At 41.6% G+C, this 26,333-nt stretch carries 21 protein-coding genes; 13 read left to right on the top strand and 8 right to left on the bottom strand.

The window, feature by feature from the left end; genetic code table 11:
• Nucleotides 1-78 precede the first annotated feature (78 nt).
• From ACTJKA_RS10020 to ACTJKA_RS10010, 3 genes are read left to right on the top strand one after another with little or no spacing between them, the layout of a single operon-like run.
• Nucleotides 79-960, top strand: coding sequence for a hypothetical protein (locus tag ACTJKA_RS10020; RefSeq protein WP_099496560.1), 882 nt, complete (start codon nucleotides 79-81; stop codon nucleotides 958-960).
• Nucleotides 923-1,528 carry a DUF4166 domain-containing protein gene (locus ACTJKA_RS10015; RefSeq protein WP_099496559.1) on the top strand — a complete coding sequence of 202 codons (606 nt, stop codon included), beginning with the start codon at nucleotides 923-925 and terminating at the stop codon, nucleotides 1,526-1,528. Before ACTJKA_RS10020 ends, ACTJKA_RS10015 begins: the two co-directional genes overlap by 38 nt.
• Nucleotides 1,521-3,146 (top strand): YndJ family protein, encoded by a 1,626-nt coding sequence (locus tag ACTJKA_RS10010; RefSeq protein ID WP_099496558.1) that lies wholly within the window; start codon nucleotides 1,521-1,523, stop codon nucleotides 3,144-3,146. The genes ACTJKA_RS10015 and ACTJKA_RS10010 overlap by 8 nt, the downstream gene beginning before the upstream one ends.
• Here the strand turns inward: ACTJKA_RS10010 and ACTJKA_RS10005 are convergent.
• Entirely contained in the window at nucleotides 3,143-3,622 is a 480-nt protein-coding gene (locus tag ACTJKA_RS10005) for a hypothetical protein (RefSeq protein WP_007500681.1), read from the bottom strand. The genes ACTJKA_RS10010 and ACTJKA_RS10005 overlap by 4 nt on opposite strands.
• Before the next feature lie 267 nt (nucleotides 3,623-3,889).
• On the opposite strand from ACTJKA_RS10005, the gene csaA reads away from it, so the two are divergent.
• The 3 genes from csaA (at nucleotide 3,890) to ACTJKA_RS09990 (ending at nucleotide 7,755) form a co-directional block, all read left to right on the top strand.
• Nucleotides 3,890-4,222: a chaperone CsaA gene (gene csaA, locus ACTJKA_RS10000; RefSeq protein WP_017367427.1), complete on the top strand. Its 333-nt coding sequence runs from the start codon at nucleotides 3,890-3,892 to the stop codon at nucleotides 4,220-4,222.
• A gap of 509 nt (nucleotides 4,223-4,731) precedes the next feature.
• Entirely contained in the window at nucleotides 4,732-6,123 is a 1,392-nt protein-coding gene (locus ACTJKA_RS09995) for an MFS transporter (protein ID WP_336750041.1), read from the top strand.
• Nucleotides 6,124-6,147: 24 nt separating this feature from the next.
• Nucleotides 6,148-7,755 (top strand): glycoside hydrolase family 43 protein, encoded by a 1,608-nt coding sequence (locus ACTJKA_RS09990; protein WP_440607749.1) that lies wholly within the window; start codon nucleotides 6,148-6,150, stop codon nucleotides 7,753-7,755.
• Between the two features lie 47 nt (nucleotides 7,756-7,802).
• Here the strand turns inward: ACTJKA_RS09990 and xylR are convergent, their stop codons facing one another.
• Nucleotides 7,803-8,963, bottom strand: coding sequence for a transcriptional repressor XylR (gene xylR / locus ACTJKA_RS09985; protein ID WP_171465480.1), 1,161 nt, complete (start codon nucleotides 8,961-8,963; stop codon nucleotides 7,803-7,805).
• A gap of 213 nt (nucleotides 8,964-9,176) precedes the next feature.
• Between xylR and xylA the strand changes: the two genes are divergently transcribed.
• The 3 genes from xylA to ACTJKA_RS09970 all read left to right on the top strand — a co-directional run bounded on the left by xylA (nucleotide 9,177) and on the right by ACTJKA_RS09970 (nucleotide 12,822).
• On the top strand, nucleotides 9,177-10,514 hold the full coding sequence (xylA, locus tag ACTJKA_RS09980; RefSeq protein WP_024718319.1) for a xylose isomerase: 1,338 nt from the start codon (nucleotides 9,177-9,179) through the stop codon (nucleotides 10,512-10,514).
• Nucleotides 10,515-10,547: 33 nt separating this feature from the next.
• On the top strand, nucleotides 10,548-12,041 hold the full coding sequence (gene xylB, locus ACTJKA_RS09975) for a xylulokinase (RefSeq protein ID WP_440607748.1): 1,494 nt from the start codon (nucleotides 10,548-10,550) through the stop codon (nucleotides 12,039-12,041).
• 94 nt (nucleotides 12,042-12,135) lie between these two features.
• Complete coding sequence (locus ACTJKA_RS09970; protein ID WP_007500674.1) at nucleotides 12,136-12,822, top strand: glycoside hydrolase family 11 protein; 687 nt, start codon at nucleotides 12,136-12,138, stop codon at nucleotides 12,820-12,822.
• Between the two features lie 46 nt (nucleotides 12,823-12,868).
• On the opposite strand, the gene ACTJKA_RS09965 is transcribed toward ACTJKA_RS09970, so the two are convergent.
• Entirely contained in the window at nucleotides 12,869-14,908 is a 2,040-nt protein-coding gene (locus ACTJKA_RS09965) for a molybdopterin oxidoreductase family protein (RefSeq protein ID WP_202734397.1), read from the bottom strand.
• Between the two features lie 118 nt (nucleotides 14,909-15,026).
• Nucleotides 15,027-16,223: a cytochrome P450 gene (locus tag ACTJKA_RS09960; RefSeq protein ID WP_041507098.1), complete on the bottom strand. Its 1,197-nt coding sequence runs from the start codon at nucleotides 16,221-16,223 to the stop codon at nucleotides 15,027-15,029.
• Between the two features lie 469 nt (nucleotides 16,224-16,692).
• On the opposite strand from ACTJKA_RS09960, the gene proC reads away from it, so the two are divergent.
• From proC to ACTJKA_RS09945, 3 genes are read left to right on the top strand one after another with little or no spacing between them, the layout of a single operon-like run.
• Entirely contained in the window at nucleotides 16,693-17,490 is a 798-nt protein-coding gene (gene proC / locus ACTJKA_RS09955) for a pyrroline-5-carboxylate reductase (protein WP_019743319.1), read from the top strand.
• 27 nt (nucleotides 17,491-17,517) lie between these two features.
• On the top strand, nucleotides 17,518-18,636 hold the full coding sequence (proB, locus tag ACTJKA_RS09950) for a glutamate 5-kinase (RefSeq protein WP_017367420.1): 1,119 nt from the start codon (nucleotides 17,518-17,520) through the stop codon (nucleotides 18,634-18,636).
• A gap of 18 nt (nucleotides 18,637-18,654) precedes the next feature.
• Nucleotides 18,655-19,923 (top strand): glutamate-5-semialdehyde dehydrogenase, encoded by a 1,269-nt coding sequence (locus ACTJKA_RS09945; RefSeq protein ID WP_017367419.1) that lies wholly within the window; start codon nucleotides 18,655-18,657, stop codon nucleotides 19,921-19,923.
• A 200-nt stretch (nucleotides 19,924-20,123) separates the two neighbouring features.
• Here ACTJKA_RS09945 and ACTJKA_RS09940 read toward each other — a convergent pair whose 3' ends face one another.
• Nucleotides 20,124-20,693 carry a GNAT family N-acetyltransferase gene (locus ACTJKA_RS09940; protein ID WP_052320493.1) on the bottom strand — a complete coding sequence of 190 codons (570 nt, stop codon included), beginning with the start codon at nucleotides 20,691-20,693 and terminating at the stop codon, nucleotides 20,124-20,126.
• A gap of 88 nt (nucleotides 20,694-20,781) precedes the next feature.
• Here ACTJKA_RS09940 and ACTJKA_RS09935 point away from each other — a divergent pair, with 88 nt between their 5' ends.
• Nucleotides 20,782-21,603 carry a MerR family transcriptional regulator gene (locus ACTJKA_RS09935; RefSeq protein WP_129548335.1) on the top strand — a complete coding sequence of 274 codons (822 nt, stop codon included), beginning with the start codon at nucleotides 20,782-20,784 and terminating at the stop codon, nucleotides 21,601-21,603.
• Between the two features lie 59 nt (nucleotides 21,604-21,662).
• On the opposite strand, the gene ACTJKA_RS09930 is transcribed toward ACTJKA_RS09935, so the two are convergent.
• The 3 genes from ACTJKA_RS09930 to ACTJKA_RS09920 all read right to left on the bottom strand — a co-directional run bounded on the left by ACTJKA_RS09930 (nucleotide 21,663) and on the right by ACTJKA_RS09920 (nucleotide 26,219).
• A complete protein-coding gene (locus tag ACTJKA_RS09930; RefSeq protein ID WP_212337989.1) occupies nucleotides 21,663-23,492 on the bottom strand; it encodes an ABC transporter ATP-binding protein in 1,830 nt (609 codons plus the stop codon).
• On the bottom strand, nucleotides 23,489-25,222 hold the full coding sequence (locus tag ACTJKA_RS09925) for an ABC transporter ATP-binding protein (RefSeq protein ID WP_268390215.1): 1,734 nt from the start codon (nucleotides 25,220-25,222) through the stop codon (nucleotides 23,489-23,491). Before ACTJKA_RS09925 ends, ACTJKA_RS09930 begins: the two co-directional genes overlap by 4 nt.
• A 94-nt stretch (nucleotides 25,223-25,316) precedes the next feature.
• The gene (locus ACTJKA_RS09920; RefSeq protein WP_065460521.1) at nucleotides 25,317-26,219 is read right to left on the bottom strand and encodes a LysR family transcriptional regulator; all 903 of its coding nucleotides are present in this window, start codon (nucleotides 26,217-26,219) and stop codon (nucleotides 25,317-25,319) included.
• Between the last annotated feature and the right edge of the window lie 114 nt (nucleotides 26,220-26,333).

Below are 26,333 nucleotides of genomic sequence, written 5' to 3'. Positions count from 1 at the left end.
ACCAATAAAGATTTGACAGTTTTGTGAAACATGGTATGCTTATTATGTGAAATAATTCACATAGAGGAGTAGAGGCAGATGAAAAGAAAGCCTGTTTATGTGGAAACAACCATTCAAGCACCTATTGAAAAAGTATGGGAGTATACGCAAAATCCAAAGCTTCATGAACAATGGGATTTGCGATTTTCGACCATTTCATTAAATGGACCTAGTGATGAACAGCCCCAATCCTTTTTGTATGAGAAACACCTTGGATTTGGCATTAGTGTAACTGGGACAGGAGCGTATCGAACGAGCGTGAAGGATGAGCGTCATGAAAGAGCATCCTCACTTCAATTTAAATCATCACACCCTTTGTCTTTCATCAAAGAAGGCGGAGGGTATTGGAAATACATGAAAACGAATGATCACATTGTGTTTCAAACGCAATTTGATTATGAAACAAAGGAAGGAAAAGGGTGGAAATGGGCAGACCGTTTGTTTTTTCGACCAATGATGGGGTTTATGACTGCCTTTAGCTTTGGCGCATTAAAGACGTGGCTTGAAAAGGGCACGCATCCCCGGTTGCTGCTAGAGAGAACACTTGCCCATTATGGCATTTGTTTGTTGTTTGCTATCGTCTGGTTATGTCAAGCGATCATTCCTTTTTCACCTTCTGCTTTTGATCATAGCACCGGATTTCGATTGTTTTATGCGCTATTAGGTGTATCATGGCTTATGCCTAAGCTTCCAAAGAAATATGTATTCATCCTTCAAAGCATCTTTCTGCTACTGATGCTTGGTATAGGGATTTTATCGCCAGAAACGACTCTGCACGAGCCGCTGGTGCTGAGTGCATTTTTCATTTTATCCGTTGCAGGAATGATTAATTTAAAAGATTGTGTAGATGTGTTTTCGATCAAACGAAAAAGGGGAGGTAGACATGGTCGTTCATCATCATCAAGTAAAGGACTACGATAAGCTGCATCCAACATTAAAAGAACGTTATAACCGCGCGTTTACGGCCGAAGGCATCATGGAGGAAATAGGAGGCGGGACAAAGCTCATCCGATTGTTATTCAAAATCGGTCCATTGTTTCGCTGTTTTTTTCCTGAAAGAGGGCGAAATATTCCCTTCCAAATTGTGAACAAGCCTTTTACGACAAGTAAGGGAGAAGAAGGGATGCACTGGTTTCGAACGTTCTATTTTCCTGACAAGGAAAGACATTTTGATGCAGATATGATCATTGATCTGAAGAGCCATCAAGTACTAGACTACTTTGGAAAACCTAGGCTTCTTGTGTCAGAGCTTCATTTTACAGTCACGGAAAAAGGGTTCTTGCACATTCAATCAGGTAAGCAAAAGTTTTTGCTGTTTGGGCGGGAGTGGCCGCTCCCTTCTTGGCTTTATGGTGAATCTGATGTAACAGAAGGGTACGATGAGCGTGCAGGTGAGTATACGATTGATGTTCAAGTGAAAAATCGCCTTTTTGGCACTCTTTTTACGTATAAGGGCCGGTTTACGGAAAGGGTGTCATCTCATGAATAAATGGCATTTGATGTGTAGCATCGTGTTGATGGCTTGCTTTCTCCTTACACGTTTGACGACAGCTCCCATACCAGAATTTTTTGTTTTGATTGCGATGTTATTTTTTCTTCCCGCTTTCTTACACTTTTTTTATCAGGAAGAGAAGAAACGGCAGCAGAAGGGGCTGATCGGCTTCATAATGAAAGCCTTTCCAGTAGCAGCTCTATGTGCAACAGGCGCATTCATCTTTCACTCTCTTTGGCTTGCATTGGGATGGCTTTTCTTTACAATGATTCTGGCTTTATTTGGTTTCACCCGTTTGCTGAAAAGAGGGGCCCATCCGCTTCATGAGCTGATGATCGATGGCGCATGTATGTATATCGCTCTAGGTGGACTTTGGTTCTGGCTGTACATAGCAGATATACAAGTGATGACATTTTCACCGATGATTGTACTTTTGACCGCTATTCATTTTCATTATTCGGCTTTTTTTATCCCTATCTTTTATGGATTATTGGGGAGGCAGCGGAAAAAAGAGACGACGCTATACAAAGTGGGTGGCTGGGTTATTTTACTGTCGCCAGTGATGATTGCTGTGGGAATCAGCTATTCTCGCCTGTTTGATACGTTCAGCGTCGTTCTTTATGTGATCGCACTTTATTTGTATGGAATTTTGTGTATGAAAACTTCTTTTCGTTCAACTGTCGCAAAAGGGTTCGTTGTGTTTTCTAGCATCATGTTAATGGGAACCATCGTCCTATCATTCCTTTATTCTGCCGGAATGCTTTTACATGTTACCTTCATCAGCATGGATCAAATGATTTGGTTTCATGGCAGTATCAATGCAAGTTTGGTTATTTTACCAGGTCTCATTGGGTGGTTGATTGAAAGACCAGCTGATCGATTGAAACAGAAGGATTTTCCGGTATCGAGAGTTCACGGTCGTTTTCAGGTCATGTCTTTTCAACATGACCACATGCAGCATGATGAGAAGATTGGTTTAGTCGATTCTCTTGACCAATTAAATGGAAAGGCATTTTCAGCAGAGAGTGTGTCACCTGTTATTCGCAGATTTTATGAGGACCCGATGTCCTTTACGTTAAAAGCAGCCGTCTGTTTTCATTGGTGGGTAAGGCCGTTTGTCTTTTTGCTTCAACCTGTTTTTAGACAAATAGGACAGCTCTATTTAGGGTCATCACGAATGCCATATGAAATGCCGGGGAGTCTTTCAAGATTTCAACATCCTCTTGAAGAAAGGAAGAATGTACGTGTGTGGATCAGGCGCAATGAGAAAGGCGAGCAAGTCTTTTATGCGCTCTATGCCCAGCACCATGATGAAGAGACAGTCTATATGAATATTGCTTTGCCGCTTCCTTTTTCACAGCTTACGGCTATTTTAAAACCTTTGAATGAAAAGGAAGATTTTCTATTAAAAAGTAAAAGTCCAAATGGCAGTACGGGTGATGAAGGATTGTATTTGCATACGTCTTTCATCACCATGAAACTGCCAATGGAAGAAAGCTTTCATATGAAACCGGAGACGGAAAAAAGTCTCACAGCAATTCATCAAATGAAGCTATTCGGTATTCCTTTTTTAACGATTCAGTATCAAATCGACAGTGAAAGCCACTCATCTTAATCAATGATGTCGCATGGTTCACCGTGACGAATGATGTTCACAATCGCTTGCCCATCACTCGGATGATGATCTGCATACTGTACTGGCAGTAAAGCAAAAAATACATAGTAGACTGAGAAGTAAGCAAATTGATAGAAAAATTGATGTTCTGGCAGGAAATCGTTGGCGATCATTGTGTTCAATATAAGAACACTGAGCAGGTTGCATAATGATCCGCCTAAGTAGACAAGAATGTGTGAGAAACGGTTATTTCTCCTCATTTCTTCATAGTGGCAAAATGCATCAAGAAAATAGATTCTTCTAATTTCAACGACGCCTATTTTCAATACTTTTTTGCCTCGGCCAAGCGCAAACGAAACCTTTGCTCCAAACAGCCAGGCGACTACAATATGGCCCAGCTGATGCAAGATGGCAACGATAGGAAGAATGACGAAAAACGACCAGCAAAACGTCCACATATCTGATAATGTAAACAAGTGTTAACCCTCCCTGAAATATTCGAGAGGAAGCAGTAGGATTATTTGCCATTTTACCGAATTCATTTTCATGATGCAAACATTTAATAGACTACTATAAAATGATTATGTAAACTAAAAAGGATTTTCAATCAATAGGCTTTTTAACCCTTTCTTTTAGAAGAGTAGGGTGTGCTACAATTAAGAAATTAGTGGAAAACAAGTGGTCATCTAGCAGAAGAAAAATGTGACCTTTTTTATGAAAGATTGAAAGGGAGAGAGATTCTAATGGCAGATATTGAACAGTTTTTAGCGTTAGACATTCGTGTTGGGACGATAGTAGAAGCAGAGTTCTTTGCAGAAGCGAGAGTGCCTGCTTTCAAGCTGAAGATTGACTTTGGGGATGAGATTGGCATAAAACAATCTAGTGCACAGCTGACAAAACGATATCAGGCTGAGAATCTCACTGGGAAACAAATTATTGCAGTGGTCAATTTCCCGCCAAGAAGAATTGCCGGGTTTAAATCAGAGGTGCTTGTCTTAGGAGGCATGCCGTCAAAAGAAGACGTTGTCCTGCTTGCCACCGATGAGCCGGTTGAAAATGGCACCAAAATAGGGTAAGAAAAAAGACATCTTCATCAGAAGATGTCTTTTGCGTATTGAGGCGGAATAACCACACGCCACATTCGTGTGTGTCTCAAAGAGACGTGTTACCCGACTTACACAATTCAGCTCATCGCTTGATTAATATAGCATGGGATTGGTATGAATGCAACCATTATTTGAGTTCTCTTTGTTTTTGGAAGATAAAAAGAAGGTTCATCTCCTCATATCATAGAAAAAATGACAAGAAATCAATTATTTGGATTATTTTTTCAAAAAATATTGAAAAGTCAGATCATATTTTATAAAATGAATTCATCTTAGTTTGTTTAATCGATAAACTAAGATGGCGATCATCTATTGTTTAAAGCACATGATTTGCTGCTATGTGGGCTAAGCTGAAAGAAAGAGCTGTTCAGCTTCATTTTTACAACGAATTGAAAGCGCTTTATTTTTGACCTATTGATTGCTGCTGCCCTGCACCATCTGTCCGTTAGAAGAGGCTAAGTGAAGAAGGGAGAAAACTCATGGTGAGTGAGAATTTAAAGAAGATTCGTATGTCTGAAAAAGTGGGGTATGCTTCAGGAGATTTCGCATGTAATTTAATTTATGCAACTGTCTCTACGTATCTATTATTTTTTTATACGGATGTGTATGGATTATCAGCAGCAGCAGCAGGGACGATGTTTTTGGTGGTTCGGGCCATCGATGCGCTTGCAGATCCGTTTATTGGGGCGATGGTTGACCGAACGAACAGCCGTTTTGGCCGGTTTAGACCTTATTTGTTATTTGGTGCGTTACCTTTTGCCGTTCTTGCTATTCTTTGTTTTACGACACCGGATTTTTCCGAAATGGGAAAACTCATTTATGCGTACATCACGTATGTTGGTTTATCGCTTACATACACGTTCATCAATGTTCCTTATGGTGCTTTAACTTCCGCAATGACAAGAAATAACCAAGAGGTCGTCAGTATTACGTCTGTTCGTATGCTTTTTGCAAATCTCGGTGGTTTAGTTGTTGCTTTTTTTGTTCCGTTTCTTGCGACGTTTTTGAGTGATACAACAGGAAATACAGCACTTGGCTGGCAGATCACGATGGCATTTCTCGGTGTACTTGGGGGCGGATTACTGATTTTCTGTTTTAAAAGTACGAATGAGCGCGTCACACTTCAAAAGCCAGAGGAAAAGATCAAGTTCAGTGATCTCTTTGTCCAGTTACGAGTGAATCGTCCGCTTGTTGTGTTAAGCATTTTCTTTATCATTATCTTTGGTGTGAACTCGATCAGCAACTCAGTCGGGATCTATTATGTGACGTATAACCTCGGCAGAGAAGATTTAGTGAAGTGGTACGGCCTGATTGGCAGTCTGCCAGCTTTAATGGTGCTGCCGTTTATTCCAAAATTGCACAAACTATTAGGAAAGAAAAAGCTGCTGAATTATTCACTTTTGCTGAATATCGTTGGTCTTCTTGCTTTACTTGTGATACCGCCGAGTCAAATTGTGCTCATTCTTCTTTTCAGGCTAGTCGCTGCAGCTGGGAGTATTACGGCTGGCGCTTACATGTGGGCGCTTATTCCTGAAACTGTAGAATACGGTGAATATAAAACAGGAAAAAGAATGGGTGGACTGATCTACGCAGTGATTGGCTTCTTCTTTAAATTTGGGATGGCCTTAGGCGGCATCGTTCCAGGGCTGGTCCTTGACCGATTTGGTTATATTGCAAATCAAGTGCAAACACCAGAAGCTTTACTGGGCATTTTAATCACGACAACGGTGATTCCTGTATGCTTACTCATTTTAGCGATGGTTGATATTAATTTTTATAACCTAGATGAAGAAAAACATAAAAAAGTCATACGAGAGCTTGAGAATAGAGACAAGGTGTATATCGATCATATGGACGACTTTAAAATGTAGCTCTCTGAAAGAGGAGGAAATTCAATGAACATTACCAATCCAGTGCTCAAAGGGTTTAACCCTGACCCAAGTATTTGCCGTGCGGGAGAGGACTATTACATGGCGGTTTCTACATTTGAATGGTTCCCGGGGGTGCAAATTTATCACTCAAAGGATCTCGTCCACTGGCGGCTCGCCGCGCGTCCCTTGCAAAAAATTTCTCAACTCGATATGAAAGGAAATCCTGATTCCGGCGGGGTTTGGGCGCCGTGTTTAAGTTATGCGGATGGTCAGTTTTGGCTCATCTATTCAGATATTAAAGTAGTAGATGGTCCGTTTAAGGATGGTCATAATTATTTGGTCACAGCTGATGCAGTAGATGGCGAGTGGAGCGATCCGGTTCGACTCAATAGTTCTGGGTTTGATCCTTCCTTGTTCCATGATCCAAGCGGAAAGAAATACGTGTTGAATATGCTGTGGGACCATCGAGAAAAACATCATTCTTTTGCAGGTATAGCCTTACAGGAATATAGTGTATCTGAAAAAAAACTGGTCGGTGAACGGAAGGTCATTTTTAAAGGCACGCCAATCAAACTGACAGAAGCCCCGCATCTTTATTACATCAATGATGTCTATTATTTATTAACAGCTGAAGGGGGAACACGTTACGAACATGCAGCCACAATCGCCCGTTCCTCGCGTATTGATGGGCCGTACGAGGTTCATCCTGACAACCCAATTTTAACGGCTTTTCATGCGCCTAGCCATCCACTACAAAAATGCGGGCATGCTTCCATTGTACAAACGCATACAAATGAATGGTATTTGGCTCATCTGACTGGCCGCCCAATTCATTCAAGTAAGGAATCCATTTTTCAGCAAAGAGGCTGGTGTCCTTTAGGAAGAGAGACAGCCATACAAAAGCTTGAATGGAAAGATGGCTGGCCGTATGTGGTAGGCGGAAAAGAGGGGCTTCTAGAGGTTGAAGCGCCTGCGATGAGCGTAAAAGAGTTCTCTCCAACCTATCACATAGTCGATGAATTTAAAGATTCATCGTTAAATAGACATTTCCAAACATTAAGAATCCCATTTACGGATCAGATTGGTTCAGTGACGGAAAATCCTCATCATTTAAGGCTGTATGGGCAGGAATCTTTAACGTCTAAATTTACCCAAGCGTTTGTTGCGAGGCGCTGGCAAAGCTTTTATTTTGAAGCAGAGACAGCGGTTTCCTTCTTTCCGAAAAACTTTCAGCAAGCGGCAGGTCTTGTGAATTATTATAATACGGAAAATTGGACTGCACTTCAGGTGACTTATGACGAGGCGCTTGGCCGTATCCTTGAATTATCTGCGTGTGAAAATCTGGCCTTTTCTCAGCCGCTAATCAAAAAAATCATCATCCCAGACGAGATTCCGTATGTGTATTTAAAAGTGACCGTTAAGAGAGAGACGTACGCGTATTCTTATTCTTTTGATCAACAAGAGTGGGAAAAAATAGATGTACCGCTTGAATCGACCCATTTGTCAGATGATTTTATTCGAGGAGGGGGGTTCTTTACAGGGGCTTTTGTCGGAATGCAGTGCCAAGACACAAGCGGCGAACATCTGCCTGCCGATTTTAAGTATTTTCGATACGAAGAAACAACTGAATAAAAAAAAGACAACACTCTAAAGGCTGTCTCTCTTTAACATGTATTCCATTATGGTGAAGGCGTGACATCACGCAAAAAAGCTTCAGTGACAAGAGATGTCATCCCTAAGGCTGGTGCGTTTTGTCCTAATGACGAAGGGAGCAGCTCCACCCGTGAGCTGAATTGTGCATCCATTCTAGAGGATACTTCATCTTGAATGACACTTAGAACGGTCTGCTCAGATTCAATGACCTTGTTTCGTAAAATAACGGCTTGTGGGTTGAAGGTATGCAGAACGTTTGTGAGACCTACCCCAATGTAAAAGCCAAAGTTACGCAAGGCATTGAGTGTTTTCATATCATTTAACTTCGCCAGCCGCTCAATATCTTGATAGGTGAATGGCTGACCATCTGTTTGGAGCGATTGGAACAGTACCTTCTCAGATGCATACAGTTCCCAGCAACCACGATTTCCGCAGCTACATGTCGGTCCATTAAAGTCAATCGTCATATGTCCCATTTCACCAGAAAAACCGTTTGTGCCTCTATATAAATGATGATTGATAATGATTCCTATTCCAATACCAGTGCCGATACTTGCATAGATCAGATGGTCATAATGTTTAGCAGCACCGAAGATTTTTTCACCGTACGCACCGGCATTTGCTTCATTCTCGATAAAAACCGGTACTTGGAATGTGTCTTGGAGACTTGTTTTCAGATCGACATTTTTCCATTTTGAATGAGGCGTAAACACAATTTGTTCATCTGCATCGACCAGACCTGGTATACAAATCCCTATACCAATCAGCCCGTATGGAGAAGAAGGAATGTGTGAACGTAACTGCTGAATCAATTCAATTAAAATACGGACGGTCACATCAGGTGTGCTGGATGGGAGCTTGAGCTGCTCATCATGAATAATCGACCCTTCAAGGTCTGTTAAAATGCCGTTGATATAATCAACACCGACATCAATGCCGATAGAGTAACCTGCACGTTTATTAAACATGAGAAGCACGGGTCTTCTTCCGCCGCTAGATTCGCCTTGACCGATTTCATAAACAAGATGTTCTTTCATTAATGTACTCACTTGAGAAGAAACGGTCGATTTATTTAACCCAGTGCGTTCAGATAATTTTGCTCTGGAAATTGGTGCATGGTGCAGAATTTCGTTTAGCAATAGCTTTTGATTTATTTTTTTCACAAAGTTCTGATCCGCAATATCCATTGTATCCACTCCATTTGTTTCGTCTTTAGATTAAGTGAAGAAAAGCCGTTTTTTGTCGAGTTCATTCTCTATAAAACATGCTTTTTATTTTATTATAACGAAAATATTTCTAAAAAACTAAAAAATATGGAAAATTCAAAGAGATTAGTTGGTAAACTCGTTTGTTCGTTTGTTGAATCAACTTACTAAGTGAATATATAGGGGGAATCACTTATGGTCAAATCAAATATGACTTCGTTAAGTAGTTTACAGGGGATTGGCAACATTCAATATGAAGGAAAACATTCAAAGAACCCATTCGCATTTAAATATTATAATCCGAGCGAAATGATTGGCGGAAAGACAATGAAAGACCACCTGCGATTTTCCGTCGCTTATTGGCATACACTGACTGCTGATGGAACAGACATGTTTGGAACTGGCACGATGAAAAGAGCTTGGGATTCTTATAGTGGAATGGATTTGGCGAAAGCTAGATTGGAAGTGGCCTTTCAGCTCTTTGATCTATTGGATGTTCCGTATTTTTCATTCCATGACCGTGATATTGCACCAGAGGGCGACACGCTTCAAGAGACCAATCAGCAGTTAGACATCATCATAGAAAGAATGAAAGATTACATGCAGCAAAGCGGGGTTCGGCTTCTATGGAACACGGCTAATATGTTTAAGCATCCAAGATTTGTTCACGGTGCAGCGACATCCTGTCATGCAGATGTATTTGCCTATGCAGCTGCACAAGTGAAAAAGGGCATCGAAACAGCAAAGGAACTCGGCGCAGAAAATTATGTTTTCTGGGGAGGACGAGAAGGTTACGACACACTGCTGAATACAGATATGAAAAGAGAGCTTGACCATTTGGCGACCTTTTTGCATATGGCGGTCGATTATGCAAAAGAAATTGGATTTACAGGTCAATTTTTAATTGAGCCAAAGCCGAAGGAACCGACAACTCATCAATATGATACGGATGCAGCGACATCAATCGCCTTTTTAAAACAATATGGATTGGATACACACTTTAAATTAAATATCGAGGCCAATCATGCGACATTAGCGGGTCATACGTTTGAGCATGAGCTGCGTGTAGCAAGAATTCATGGACTGCTCGGTTCCGTTGATGCCAACCAAGGAAACTCCCTTCTAGGATGGGACACAGATGAATTCCCAACGGATTTATATGCCACAACACTCGCCATGTATGAAATTTTGCAAAATGGCGGACTTGGAACAGGCGGTCTCAATTTTGATGCAAAAGTCAGAAGAGCCTCCTTTGAACTGGAAGATCTTCTGTATGCCCATATTGCGGGGATGGATGCATTCGCAAAAGGGCTGCGGGTGGCTCATAGACTCATAGAAGACCGTGTGTTTGAAGATGTGATCAAGCACCGGTACCGCAGTTTTTCTGAAGGAATTGGACGGGAGATTTCAGAAGGAACGGCAAACTTTCATACATTAGAAGAATATGCACTGAAACATCCGCTCATCAGAAACGAATCTGGCAGAGAGGAACAGCTGAAAGCCAGATTAAATCAATATTTGTTAGAAGATTAATGGAGCGGGCGGATGTTTTGAAGGAGTGAACACATGAAGTATGTGATGGGAATTGATCTTGGAACGAGCGGAGTCAAAGCGATATTAGTAGATGAGAGCGGGAAGGTATGCTGTGAGACGACTAAATCTTACCGCCTCATTCAAAGCAAACCAGGTTATTGTGAGCAAAATCCTGAAGACTGGGTAGAGCAGACGATGGCCGCGATGACAGAACTTATGGAGAGAAAGCCTGTTCAGTCAAGGCAAGTAGAAGGCATCAGTTTTTCTGGACAAATGCACGGACTTGTTTTATTGGATGAATCCCTTCAGGTGCTCAGGCCTGCCATCTTGTGGAATGACACAAGAACAACACCGCAATGCGTGCGCATGACAGAAAAGCTAGGAGGCAGGCTGCAAGCGATCACAAAAAATCAGGTGTTAGAAGGATTTACACTGCCAAAGTTGTTATGGGTAAAGGAACACGAACCAGAAATTGATCAACGAATCCATTTGTTTTTACTTCCAAAAGATTATGTCAGATATCGATTAACCGGCGCTATTCATATGGACTATTCTGATGCGGCTGGTACGTTACTGTTGGATATGGGAGAACAAACATGGAGTGAGGAGATTTGTCAAACCTTTGATATTCCGCTTCGTATTTGCCCGCCACTCGTTTCATCGGAGGCGGAGGTTGGAACACTCTTGCCGCAGATCGCAAAGGAAACCGGGATGACAGAAGAGGTGAAGGTTTTTGCGGGTGGAGCAGATAATGCTTGCGGTGCCATTGGCGCCGGCATTTTATCATCAGGTCACACATTATGCAGCATTGGCACATCAGGTGTCATTCTTTCCTATGAAGAAAATCATAACAGAGAGCTGAATGGAAACTTGCATTTATTCCATCATGCAAAAAAAGACGCTTTTTATACAATGGGAGTCACTTTATCAGCAGGTTATAGCCTCGATTGGATTAAATCTTTACTTGCTCCAAATGATTCGTTTAAAGACCTTTTAGCCGGAGTAAAGGATATAGCGCCTGGCGCAAATGGATTGCTATTTACGCCATATTTAGTTGGGGAAAGAACGCCTCATGCAGATTCAGTCATTCGTGGAAGCTTCATTGGATTAGACAGCAGGCATGAAAAAGCGCATATGGTTAGAGCTGTGCTTGAAGGAATCACTTTTTCATTAAATGAATCGATCGCTTTATTCAGGCACGCGGGAAAAAGCATTGATTCCATCGTGTCTATTGGTGGAGGTGCGAGAAGTCATACATGGCTTCAAATGCAGGCAGACATTTTTCAAGCTGAGGTGATACAGCTTGAAAATGAGCAAGGGCCCGCGTTAGGTGCAGCGATGCTTGCAGCAGTTGGATGCGGCTGGTACGAGTCACTTGAGGCGTGCGCGGATCAGTTTATCCATCAAGCAGCCGTATTGACACCAAATCAACAGCATGTCGATGTATATGATCATCTCTTTCGTTTGTATCAAAGCATTTATACAAACACAAGAGACATTCATGCGGGTCTAGCACAGTATCGATAATCTAGTAGTGAGTAGGGGCATGAAAGGAGGTGATGAATTCATTTCATCTTAGAGATGACAGAATTAAAAGGATGAAAAAGGAGAGGAATGGACGATGAATTTGAGAAAATTAAGACTGTTGTTTGTGATGTGTATTGGACTGACGCTTATTCTGACGGCTGTACCAGCCCATGCGAGAACCATTACGAATAATGAAATGGGTAACCATAGCGGGTACGATTATGAATTATGGAAGGATTATGGAAACACCTCGATGACACTCAATAACGGCGGGGCATTTAGTGCAGGCTGGAACAATATCGGAAATGCTTTATTTAGAAAAGGGAAAAAGTTTGATTCCACTAGAACTCACCATCAGCTTGGCAACATCTCCATCAATTACAACGCAAGTTTTAACCCAGGCGGGAATTCCTATCTATGTGTCTATGGCTGGACACAATCTCCATTAGCAGAATACTACATTGTTGATTCATGGGGCACATATCGTCCAACAGGAGCGTATAAAGGATCATTTTATGCTGATGGAGGCACATATGACATTTATGAAACAACCCGTGTCAATCAGCCTTCCATTATCGGGATCGCAACCTTCAAGCAATATTGGAGTGTACGTCAAACGAAACGTACAAGTGGAACGGTCTCCGTCAGTGCGCATTTTAGAAAATGGGAAAGTTTAGGGATGCCAATGGGGAAGATGTATGAAACGGCATTTACTGTAGAAGGCTACCAAAGCAGCGGAAGTGCAAATGTGATGACCAATCAGCTGTTTATTGGCAACTAAAAAAGTCAAAGAAAAGAGCCGGGAGCAAAACTCCTGGCTCTTTCTATCATAATTTTTCAACTTCGACTCTGCCGGAAAAGAACGTCGCACCACCGCCCATATCTGCCAAACGATCAGGTGTGAGGCCATTCACCAAATGTTTTTTGCCTTTTTGGTCTGCCCATAATCCCTGGCTGACAACAACACCAGATAACACATTTTGTCCGACTGACACGATCAGCTCGCATTCTCCTCGATCATTCAGCACACGAACCATGTCCCCATCTTCAATCTGTCTTTCTTTTGCATCTTGTTCATTCATATGAAGCTTCGGAAATTTCTCTAGCTTTTGATGCTTCTCATGAAGAGAGAAGGTGGAATTAAGAAAATTATGGTTTGGTCCCGGTATAAACGTTAGTGGATAATCACTTTCCTTGAATAAAGGTACATAGGTTGGAAGGGCTGGATATCCATCTTTTTTCATTTGTTCAGAGTAAAGCTCAATTTTCCCGCTTGGGGTAGGGAGCTTTAAATCTTCGAAAGGCCCTCGTTTTGCTTTGATCCACTTTTTCTCTTTTAACGCTTGATATGAAATGTTTTCATAATGCGGATTTTCAGGATGATGAAGAGCTTGTTCCATTAGTTCCGCATCTGTGTCTTTAAAGGCTTCATCTTCAAAGCCCATCGCATGAGCCAAAAGACGAAACACTTCTGTGTTTGATTTGCTTTCTCCATAACGTTCTATAACAGGTTCTTGAATTTGAATGTAATGATGCCAGTAAGAAGTATAAAAATCCTCGTTTTCAAAGGCAGATGTAGCTGGCAGAACAATATCCGCATAAGTGGCTGTCTCTGTCATGAACAAGTCATGGACAACCGTAAATAAGTCTTCCCGCATTAAACCGTCTCTTACTTTATTTGCTTCAGGTGTCACAACAGCCGGGTTGCAAGAGTAGACAAAAAGAGAATCAATAGAAGGTTCTGCGTTCGTTAGCACGCTGCCCAGCTGATTCATATTAAATGTTCTAGGTTCGCGTTCCTTTAATAATTCCGGTCGCTGAAGAGCGGTTTCATTATAACTAAGAAAAGAAGAGTTCGATTTCATCGCACCGCCGCCTTTGTGCAGCCATTGACCGGTGAGGGCAGGGAGACAGGAGATGGTTCGAATACTCATGCCGCCATTATCGTGATGCTGTAGCCCATTGCCAATACGAATGAGAGATGGCGATGTCTCTGCGTACATTCTCGCAAGTGTGATGATGTCTTCTTTTGGGACACCCGTGATCTGTTCGACTGTTTCTGGATCGTACTGCTTCACATGCTCGCGAAGTTCATTGTGACCGACCGTGTAAGTCTCTAAAAATGACGCATCTGTGCGGTCTTCTTTAAAAAGGACATGCATGATCCCAAGAGCTAGCGCACTGTCAGTGCCAGGGCGAAGCGGAATGAACCAATCTGCCATCCGGCCCGTTTGGTTTTTGTGTACATCAATGACGACAATTTTAGCCCCTTGCTTTCGAGCTTTTTGTGCCAACGTGATTTGATGCATATTGGTTGAAACCGCATTGATGCCCCAAAAGATAAATAGTTTCGTATGAATGGTTTCTTCTGGGTCTGTCCCGATGCTTGCGCCCATTGTATATTTATAGCCTGTTGTTCCGGCTGACTGACAAATGGTTCGGTCTAGCTGACTTGAGCCAAGTCGATAGAAAAAGCGGCGGTCCATTCCTTCTGCATTAAGATTCCCCATATTCCCATAGAAGCTGTAAGGCAAAATGCTTTCTGGTCCTTTTTCTTCGATCAGCTTTGTCCATTTTTGACGAATGGTTTCAATCGCTTCTTCCCACGTAATTGGTGCAAACTGCCGGTCACCTTTTTGACCTACACGTTTTAATGGTGTTGTCAGACGTTTTTCATCATATAAACGAGCTGTGACATTCCGCACTTTATTGCAAATGTTTCCTTGAGTGACTGGATGATCTGGATCTCCTTGAACTTTAACGATCTTTCCGTTCTCTTTATGTATTAAAAGACCGCACTGATCAGGGCAATCTAACGAACAAACTGATTTGAATATTCCGTCTTTCATTGCTGTGTAATCGGTCATACGTTTAGCTTCCTTTCCGAATTCCGTGATCACTGTACATATGGATTTTATTTTAGCATGTTCAGACGAGGAAGGTAAGGATAAGCATATGAAAAAAAGCCCCTAATGAAAGGGACTTTTAAAAACGGGTGACCTGCACAGGGAATTCTTTGACCCCAAACACAAACGTGCTTTGAATCGGTTTCAGCTGATCTGCCGCACAGGTGATTTCTCGAAACGTACGGAGTAAAATCTCAAGTGCTAGATGAGCCTCAAGCCGGGCGAGAGGAGCACCAAGACAAAAATGGATGCCGAAGCCAAAGCTCAAATGCGGATTTGATTTTCTGTCAAGACGAAACGTATCTGGATCGTCAAACTTCCGTTCATCACGATTCGCAGATGCCACCCAGCTGATGAGATAGTCTCCTTTTTCAATGTGAGAACCGGCAATCTGAACATCCTCTGCTGCAACTCGCCCAATCGCTTGAACAGGCGGATAATAGCGCAGCGTTTCCTCCGTCAATTGAGGAATGAGAGACAGGTCTTGCCGCACTGATTCGGCGATATGCGGCTGCTCTGTTAAAAGTCGTACGGCATTTGTAATTAAATTCGTCGTTGTTTCATTACCAGCAACGAGTAAGAGTATACAAAAGCCAAGCAGTTCATTTTCTGATAAACGCTCACCGTCAATTTCCGCTTGGATGAGAAGGGAGATTAAATCATCGGCTGGCGTTTCTTTTCGTTTTTGGATCAAATGAGCAAAGTACGCTGACAGCTCTTTTTCTGCTTGTTTTTGCATGTCGACAACGGCTTGAACAGCTTCTTTTGAATCATCTTTGGCTCCTGCAACTAGAGCATCTGAATGTTTTTTGATCAGCTCTCTGTCTTTCACTTCTGCCCCGAGAAGCTCGGCGATGATCATGACAGGTAGGGGAGCGGCAAGATCTTGGACAATATCGAAGGTCCGTTGATCCTTTACTTGATGTAATAGATCATGGGTCAAGTCTTTGATCTTTTCTTCTATTTGTTTGATCGCTTTTGGCGTGAAGGCTTTATTGACGAGTGCTCTCATTTTGGTATGTTTTGGAGGGTCCATTGTTAAAATACTCGTTTTAGATGTACTTCTTCCTCGCTGTGATGAAAATACTTTTGGCTGCTTCAGAACGGACTGAATATCAGCATATCGAAAGAGATCCCAGCACTTTCTCGTTTCATCGTATCGAATATCACCCTGCGATCTTAATTCATTGTAGATAGGGAATGGGAAAAGAAGGTCATCTGTAGATCGGATTTCTTTCATTGGGATGACATTGACGTAATTTTCTTTTACTTTCATTATGAACGCTCCTTTTTCTCTTGATTCCCTTTCACGGTATCACCACGAAAAACGCATTTCAACGGACATGTTTTCTAAAATATGTCAATAGTCTAATCGAAAGATTCAAACACATTCATCCTATAGGAAAATAGAAAGTCATCAAAATGATAGCGCTTTCTAAAAACTAGAATTGAAGTCACCGAAACCAAAAATAAAATGGTGAATTCAGTCGAACGAAAGGGTACTATGATTCAAATTTGTATAGTTCTTTTGATCTAAATTGATGATTTTAAAAAACACGGCTAACATACATACCGCAAGCTGTTCAGCGTGTATTCGGGACTTTTGAAAAGCGCTGGCTCTTTCTTGACACGATTTCTCATCATGTTACGATAACTAACGTGCGAAAAACACGAACAAAAAGCGAACAAGGGAGAGGATCAATATCATTGATCAAAAGAAAGTTGCTTTCATTGGAGCAGGTTCTATGGCGGAAGGAATGATTGCAGGTATTGTGCGATCAGGTCAGATGCCTCTCAGCCAAATTTACGCAACAAACAAGCAAAATAAGCAGCGATTAAACGAACTAACGAAACGCTACGGAATCCAAACAGCCACAATGGATTCATTTCCTTTTGAAGAAATGGATATGTTGATCCTGGCAATGAAGCCAAAGGATGCTGAAACAGCACTTGAATCATTAAAACCTCATATTCAGAAAGATCAGCTCATCCTGTCTGTACTTGCAGGTGTGAAATCATCGTATATTGAAGACATGCTGCATGAAGGGCAGCCTGTTATGCGAGTAATGCCAAATACGTCAAGTACGATTGGGGCGTCGGCGACCGCTTTATCTGCTGGACGTGATGTGAAAAATGAACATGTAAGCATGAGTCGGGCTCTTTTATCTGAAATGGGAGAAGTGTATACCATTCAGGAAGAGCAAATGGATATTTTCACAGGAATTGCCGGAAGTGGTCCAGCTTATTTTTATTTCTTAATGGAAAGAATCGAAGAGGCTGGAGAAGAAGCTGGCTTATCAAAAGAAATGTCCCGTCAAATCGGTACACAGACACTTCTCGGTGCAGCGAAGATGCTGCAAGAAACAGCTGAAAATCCTTCTGTCCTCAGAGAAAAAATTACGTCACCTAATGGAACAACTGCTGCAGGACTAGATGCATTAGATGATTTTGGCGGAGGAGAAGCCATCAAACAGGCCGTCAAACATGCCGCCAATCGATCAAAAGAAATAAGTGAACAGCAAAAACAAAAAGTAACGATATAAATAGAGCCTCAATACAGGAGTGATAAGGTGTACGCAGATAAAGAGAGAAAACGAATTGTTGTGAAAATCGGAAGCAGCTCTCTTACTAGCTTTCAAGGTGAGATTAGTTTAAAAAAACTAGAAAACCTCGTCAATCAAATTGTAAAACTCAAAGATGAAGGACACGAAGTCATTTTGGTCTCATCTGGTGCGGTTGCAGCTGGTTACCGAAAATTAGGATTTATTGATAGACCGAAAACACTGCCAGAAAAACAGGCGTCTGCCTCAATAGGGCAAGGGCTTTTAATGGAGTCATATTCTACTTTATTTTTATCGCACGGTTATATTGCTTCACAGCTATTAATTACAAGAAGCGATTTTTCAGATGAAACGCGCTATCAAAATGTGCGAAATACAATGAATGTGTTATTAGATCGAGGGATCATCCCGATTATTAATGAAAATGATACAGTGACGATCAATCGTTTGAAGTTTGGAGATAATGATACATTGTCTGCAAAAGTAGCTGGACTGATTGATGCGAATTTCCTCGCTATTTTATCTGATATTGACGGCTTGTATGAAGATAACCCTCATACAAACCCGAATGCGAAGAGAATTCTAGAAGTCACAGAAATCACAGAAGACATCGAAGCAGCCGCTGGAGATGCGGGAAGCAGCGTTGGCACAGGCGGAATGAAATCAAAACTCGATGCTTTTAAAATTTCAATGGCCGCAGGCATCAATGGCTTTTTGGGAAAAGCCGATACGCCTCACATTTTAGACAAAGCCATTAATGGGACAGAGGACGGCACTTATTTTACAGCTGACGAAAATTTAGCGCCGCTGAATTATAAAAAACAGTGGATTGCTTTTCATTCTGGCCCAAAAGGCGAAATCGTTGTTCAAGAGAAAACACAGGAGCTTCTCATGCATCGTGAGAAAAGTCTGGATTCTGACGGCATAGTCGATGTAAAGGGTTCGTTTAAAAAAGGCGATGTTGTCCGTATTTTAGATCAAGATGAAAGAGAAATAGGGCTTGGCATTGTCAATTATGCGTCCGACGAACTCGCACTGAACGGTGACTTGCTACAGGATGAAGTGGTGCATGTCGTAGATCTTGAAGCATTTGTTTGTCATTTAGATTTATCAATACCAGTTTGCTAATTATAAGGGAGGAATTTCATGACACTGACAGCTGAAGTTGTCACAACGGTCAAAGAAAAAGCGAAAAAAGCAAAGCACGTATCAAAAAAACTAGGTTTACTTCAAACAGAGGAAAAAAATGAGGCGCTGCTGAAAATAGCAGAAACACTCGAACAGCAAAGTGATTTTATTTTACAGGAAAATCAAAAGGATTTAGAGGCAGGAAAAGAAAAGGGCTTCTCTGAAGCATTAATGGATCGATTAATGTTAAATGAAGAGAGAATTCATGAGTTTGCGGAAAGTTTGCGGCTTGTGACGAGATTAACAGATCCTGTTGGAGAAATATTGGATGAATGGACTCTTGAGAACGGCTTACATGTGAAAAGCCGAAGAGTACCGCTCGGCGTGATCGGGATGATCTATGAAGCGAGACCGAATGTCACTGTCGATGCAGCAGGGCTTGCCCTTAAGGCAGGCAACTCAGTGATTTTAAAAGGCGGTTCCTCCGCTATTTCTTCCAACAAAGCCATCGTCCGCGTCATTCATGAAGCATTGGATCAAACAAAGATCCCTCGTGATGCGGTACAGTTTATTGAACAAACAGACCGTTCATCGGTTCAAGCGATGTTTCATCTAAAAGAGTGGATTGATGTTTTAATTCCGAGAGGCGGGGCTTCTTTAATCAAAACAGTTGTAGAAGAATCGACCATTCCAGTTCTTGAAACAGGGACAGGGAACTGCCATATCTTTATTGATCAAACAGCGAATGTAGAAAAAGCCATTCAGATTGTCATCAATGCGAAAACAAATCGTCCGGCCGTTTGTAATGCGCTTGAGACTCTGATCGTTCATCGCGATTGGCTGAAAGAAAATGGTGCAGCATTGAATGAAGCACTGCTTCAGCACCAAGTCACTGTGCATGGAGATCAAGACGCTCAATCCTTCTTTTCCGAAGCGGTTCCTGCGGAGGAAGTGGATTGGACAGATGAGTATTTAAGTCTTGATCTTGCGGTGAAAGTCGTTGACTCAATTGAGGACGCCATTCACCACATTGATCAGTACGGAACGAAACATTCAGAAGCCATCGTAACAGAGGATGAAAAAAACGCACAAATCTTTCTAAACGAAGTCGATGCGGCCGCTGTTTATCATAACGCATCTACACGTTTTACAGATGGCGGTGCACTAGGATATGGCGCTGAAATTGGCATTTCTACTCAAAAACTGCACGCAAGAGGGCCAATGGGACTTCCTGCACTGACAACAACAAAGCTGCTTCTATCTGGTGATGGTCAGATTAGAAGCTAGAATGAATGTAACGAACACTACCTTTCTAACTTGGGGTAGTGTTTTTTTAGTGTATGAGAAAAGAAGAGAGAAAAAAGGGGAACGACATGGAAACGATGCTGAAGCACTGACAACTCTTGAAAAAGAAGACAAAGGGCTAAAATGAAGTCCATTTTAGCCCTTTGTCAACAATCTGAAATTCCCCATAAGAGGGAGTTTTTTTATGAACTTGAACAATCTTTTTTCATGACTTTCTCAAATTTGAAAAATTCAAATGTCTCAGGCGCTAAAGGGTCATTTTCTTGATCGTTCTCATGAGGCAAGCTCGGATCTGGATGGTGCAAGTGATAAAACTCAACAATCTGAAACCCGCATTTGTTCACATAAAAATGAATGTTGCGCTTTTCAAAATAAGGAGTGACAACTTCCCACACCTTCGTTTCTGGATATTGCGCCTCAATGGCTTTCCATGCTGCCTGACCAATGCCGCGGCTGTGAGATGATGAAGAAATGTATAATAGGTCCACCGAATTGCGGTGTGTGAGAGGGTTGATTTTTAAAACAACGCCTCCTGCCTTTTGACCGTTTAGTAAAATATGATAGACAAGGTTCTCAGTCGAATAAAAAGATTCATCAATCGACTCATCAGGAGGAATTGGTCCACCTTCTGCATCGCCAAATGCATCAATGATGCCAGCTGTGAAAGCATCTTGCAGTTCTTTTTTCATCAAAGGGAAGTCTTCTTGATTTGCAAGTGATAATGTGACTTGATCTTGTGCGATTTTGTTCATGTGTAAATCCTTTCTCCACATATGTGGTGTTTCTGCATGTTATCATAAAGGATGGAGTAACTCCATAGTCAAGAAAGGAGCCCTAAAAATGATGAACGATGTTCAAAAAACATTTTTAACTGGAGAATTTGCGGCATTATTTGAAGTGAAAAAAGATACACTGCTTTATTATGATAAGATCGATTTGTTTAAGCCGGCAGGTGTTCAGGAAAATGGGTACCGTTATTATACATTTGAACAGTTTGATCATTTCATGGCCATTCAATCTCTTCGTGCTGTTCAATTTCCGATCAAGCAATTAAAACAATACTTTACTGAGCCTTCTCAGGAAAAATTGCAAAGCCTGGCGGTTGAGCAAGCAGAAAAGGTCGGGGAGGAGATCCAAAAACTACAGGATATTCAATCTTTTCTTTTTCGTGTGATCGAGACAACGAATGAATTATCATCAGTGAAAACAGGGGAGGTCTTGTTTCAAGAACTGCCAGAAGAACCGATCGTCCTCAGTACATCAAACCCGATTGATTCAAACACACCTATAGAAGAAATTTCTCGAATTGTAGGAGAATTTCTGAAAGGGATTGGTATTAAAGGTGCCGCGGCAAATGGTTCTGTTTTAAACAAGGAGCAGTTTTTGCAGCGTCATTATCATCAGTCTGATAGGCTGTTTTGCCGAATGGAAGGGCCGGATGCAGTCAAAAAGCCTGCGGGTCTATATGCAGTCATGTATCAACAAGGAACATATGAAGAGATGGAGACTGCCTATTCACGTTTATTAGATCGAATCGAAGCAGAGGATATGATACTGGATGGAGATGTCTTTGAGGAGTATTTACTTCATTCTCTGATGTCTAAAAATGAAGCGGATTACATGACGAAACTTAGTGTGAAAGTCAGAAAACGGGAAGCTTAAGGCATCACAAAAAGGATAGACAGGCATTTTTACATGCTGTCTATCCTTTTTGGTGCTGTTTAACCGACTTGGTTTTCGGCAAATTGACTCATATAGAGGTCTGCATAAAAGCCTTTTTCTTTCAAAAGCTCACGATGAGTTCCTTTTTCAATGATCGTGCCATCTTTCATAACTAAAATGAGATCGGCATCTTTAATCGTTGAAAGTCGATGTGCAATAACGAAGCTTGTTCTGCCGTTCATTAATTCATTCATCGCTTTTTGAATATGCATCTCTGTCCGTGTATCGACACTGCTTGTTGCTTCATCTAAGATTAATATCTTCGGATCAGATAAGATGGCACGGGCGATGGTTAACAGTTGACGCTGACCTTGTGAGAGGTTGCCTGCATCTTCCGTTAAGAGTGTGTCATATCCATCTGGAAGGGTGCGGATGAAATCGTCTGCATAGGCATGTTTAGCGGCCTTCAACACATCCTCTTTTGAAACATTTGGTCTGCCATATGCGATGTTGTCATAAATTGTGCCTTCAAAGAGCCATGTATCCTGAAGAACCATCGCAAATAAGTCACGTACTTGCTCTCGGCTGAGGTCGGTGGTTTTTACGCCGCCAATGCGAATAGAGCCTTGATCTAGCTCGTAAAAGCGCATTAACAGATTAATAATCGTTGTTTTTCCAGCGCCTGTTGGCCCAACAATGGCCACCGTTTGTCCTTCTTGGACATGTAAATTCAAATCTTTAATAATGGATTGATCTTTCTCATAACCGAAGTGAACTTGCTCAAAGGCCACATCTCCGGTAAGAGATTCAAGATCAATCGCTGCATCTTCTTCCGCATGTTCTTCTTCCTCATCCAAAATCTCAAACACCCGTTCAGCAGAAGCGATAGCAGATTGAACTAAGTTTGCAACACTGGATGCTTGCACAAGCGGCTGCGACATTTGCTGAGTGTATTGGATAAATGCCTGCACATCCCCAACACGAATATTCCCGTTAATGACAAGAATTCCGCCAGCAACACTTACCGCCACATAGCCAAGGTTCCCAATAAAGGTCATCATCGGCATCATTAAGCCGGAGATAAATTGTGCTTTTCTTGAGGATTCATACAGCTTTTCGTTTAATTGATCAAATGTATCAATGGCTTTCTTTTCATAGCCATACGCGCGCACTGTCTGATGTCCTGTAAACATTTCATTAATATGTCCATTGATCATCCCTAGTTCTTTTTGCTGTGCTTTAAAATGCTTTTGCGAAAATGATGTAATGCCTCGAATCGCAAACAAACTAAGAGGTAGCGTCAAACAAACAAGCAGCGTCAGCAGCGGACTGATGAAAAGCATCATGACGACAATCCCAATGACTGTAATAACAGATGTAATCACTTGCGTGAGTGCCTGCTGTAAAGAAGTATTAATATTATCAATGTCGTTCATCACCCGGCTCAGCGTGTCTCCGTGTGTTGTTTTATCAAAATAACGAAGGGGGAGACGTGTGAGCTTGTCATTTGCTTCTTGCCTTAATTCAGCAATGGTCTGCTGCGAGACACCCGCCATTACATATTGCTGCACGAATGAGAAGAGAGAAGCCACGACATATAATAGAACAAGCAACAATAAAATGCGTGAAATGACATCGAATTGAACGCCAGTTCCTTGTGTAAAACTTTCAAATAGGGAAGAGGTGGCATCCCCAAGTAATTTTGGACTGACGACATTAAAAACGGTTGAACCGATCGCTGCAATCAGGACAATGATCAGCTGAAATTTTCTCGGTTTTAAATAGCCCGTTAAACGAAGAAGTGTTTTTTTAAATTCCTTTGGTTTTTGTACTGGGCCCCTTGGGTGACCGCCTTTATGTCCCATTCCAGAAGACATTTTTTTACTCATCCTTGCTCCACCTCCTGACCTTCCTGTGATGCGACGATCTCTTGATAGACAAGGTTATCTTTCAGTAACTGTTCATGTGTACCGATACCTGCTATTTTTCCATCATCTAACACAATGATTTTATCGCTATGCTTCACTGTGCTGATTCTTTGAGCCACAATAATCAAAGCAGCATGCTCTTTTTCAGCTTCTAGCGCTGACCGAAGTTTTGCATCCGTTTTGTAATCAAGGGCAGAGAAGCTATCGTCAAACAGGTAGAATGCAGGTTTTCTTACGAGTGCTCTTGCGATCGAAAGACGTTGTTTTTGACCGCCAGAGAGATTCGAACCCCCTTGGTCTATCTCTGCGTGAATTCCGCCATCTTTTTGCAAAACAAATTCTTCGGCCTGTGCTGTCCGCAGTGCCTGCCAAATCTCGTCATCTGTAGCATCTCGTTTGCCAAAGCGCACATTATCAGCAATGGTTCCGCTAAATAAAATGGCTTTTTGAGAAACATAACCCATCTGACTTCTCAGTTTCTCTTGAGGCAATTCTCTAATATCGACACCATCTAATGTAATTTTTCCTTCTGTTGCTTCATAAAAACGTGTCATCAGCTGAAGAAGGGTCGTTTTCCCGGAACCTGTACTGCCAATGATCGCCGTCGTTTCACCCTTTTTGGCTTCAAACGTCATGTCTTGAACGGCTGGTTTTTCAGCATTTGAATAATAAAATGACACATTCTCAAAGCGAATGGACTGGGCTGGCTGATCAAATTTAGTGACAGTCTCTTTTTTGTCTTTAATTTTTGGTTCTAGATTTAACACTTCATTCATCCGTTTAGCTGATGCCTGAGCTCTAGGCACCATAATAAAACTCATAGACAGCATAATGAGTGCCATTAAAATCATCATCGCATATTGAATGAAGGCGATCAGATTCCCGACTTCCATCTGTCCGGCATCAATCCGATTAGCGCCAATCCAGACAATGCCGATATTCGTGAAGTTCATGATAATGAGCATAAAAGGGAACAAGTACGCCATTAATCGATTGACCTTAAGGCCAGTATCCTTATACGATGTATTGGCTTTTTGAAAACGTTCCTTTTCGTCATCTACTCGGTTAAACGCACGAATGACTCGAATGCCTGAAAGCGACTCTCTCATAATCAAGTTCAGCCGGTCCGTTTTTTTCTGAAGCTGTCCAAAGAGGGGGATCGCTTTTCTTGACACCAAATAAATGAACCCGCCAAGAAGGGGGAGAGCTGCTAAAAAGATGAGAGATAACACAGCATCTCTAGATATAGCCAAAATAATTCCACCAACGAGCATAAGAGGCGCCCGTGTCATCATTTGTAAGATCATGATCGTGACATCTTGAACTTGTTTCACATCATTTGTGGATCTTGTAATAAAGGAAGATGTCCCGATTTTTTGAAATTCTTCTAATGAAAATTGTTCGACATGCACAAATAGCTGTCTTCTCATATCACGCCCGAAGCCTAGAGCCGTCTTAGATGACAAGTAGGACTTCCAAATTGTGAGTAAGATGGCAAGTAAAGAACAAGCCACCATCCAGCCCCCAACCTTCCATATATAAGCGACATCTCCTTGGACGATCCCGACATCAACGATATCTGCTGTCAAAGTTGGTAAATACAGCTGGAGCATACTGCTTAAAAAGGTGAGAATCACAATGGACACAACGGATAGCCGATAGGGCTTTAAAAACGATAAAATTGATTTCATACGATTACCTTTCTTCCATATAGTCTGTTGTTCTGTAACTCATCATATACAAAGAGGGATTATTTCTACAAATGAAATGTCTTGTTTTAGTGAATTATTTATATTGTTCAATTTTAGAAAAGAAATCCTTCACAAACACATAAAAATCATGGGCAGAAGGAGACATTTCTCGCGTTTTAGATGCAATAATGCCAACCGTTCTTCTCACTTGAGGAAAATCGATCGGAATTTTCACTGTAAATCGCGGTGTTGTTTCATAAAAGGCACTTTCGGGTAATAAGGTAACACCCATACCTGCCGATACGAGACCTTTAATCGCATCCAAATCTTCTCCTTCAGATGAAATGGTAGGCTCATAGCCTGCCTGCTTGCAAGCATCAACCGCAATTTGTCTCAGCACATACCCTTCGGGAAATAACACGAAATGATCCTTTCTTAAATCACTTAAATGAATGCTCCTTTGTCCGCTAAAGGGGTGGCTAACCGGTAAAAGGGCATAAATGCTTTCAGAAAACAAAATATTTCCTTCTATTTGAGAATCGTTTGTCGGTACAGGTCCTAAAAAGGCAAGATCGATATCACGATTTTTAACGGCTTCAATGAGAAACTTATAGGATCCTTGACGAAGTAAAAAATCGACCTCTGGATATTCCAGCTTAAATGCGGAAATGACAGAAGGGAGCACTTGGCTTGCTAGACTTGTAGGAAATCCAATGTTCACTGTCCCTTTGTGGGGGTCTAAGTATTCATCAATTTGTTCTTTGGCGTAATCTATCGCTTTTAGGGCGGTTCTGACATGGTCTAAAAATTGTCTGCCGATTTTCGTTAATTTGATATTTCGTCCTTCTCGTTCGAATAAAGCCACTCCAAGTTCTTCTTCTAAATTGGCAATCTGCCGGCTGATGGCAGATTGGGCAACGTGTAAGTTTTCAGCCGCTTCTGACACGTGTTCACGGTCAGCAACTTCTACAAAATAACGTAATTGACGAAGCTCCATTTTTGCACTTCACACCCATCTATCTCAAAAAGAGATTGTTTTGATCTAAATTATATATTGTTTATATTAATTTGAAAACTTAAAATAAGTTACAGAGTTTGTGAGATTTTATTA

The sequence above is a fragment of the Bacillus sp. 22190 genome (genome assembly GCF_052045575.1).
GTDB lineage: Bacteria > Bacillota > Bacilli > Bacillales > Bacillaceae > Bacillus > Bacillus altitudinis.
Note: the sequence above shows the minus strand (reverse complement) of the source record. Positions and strands in the feature narration are given on the sequence as shown.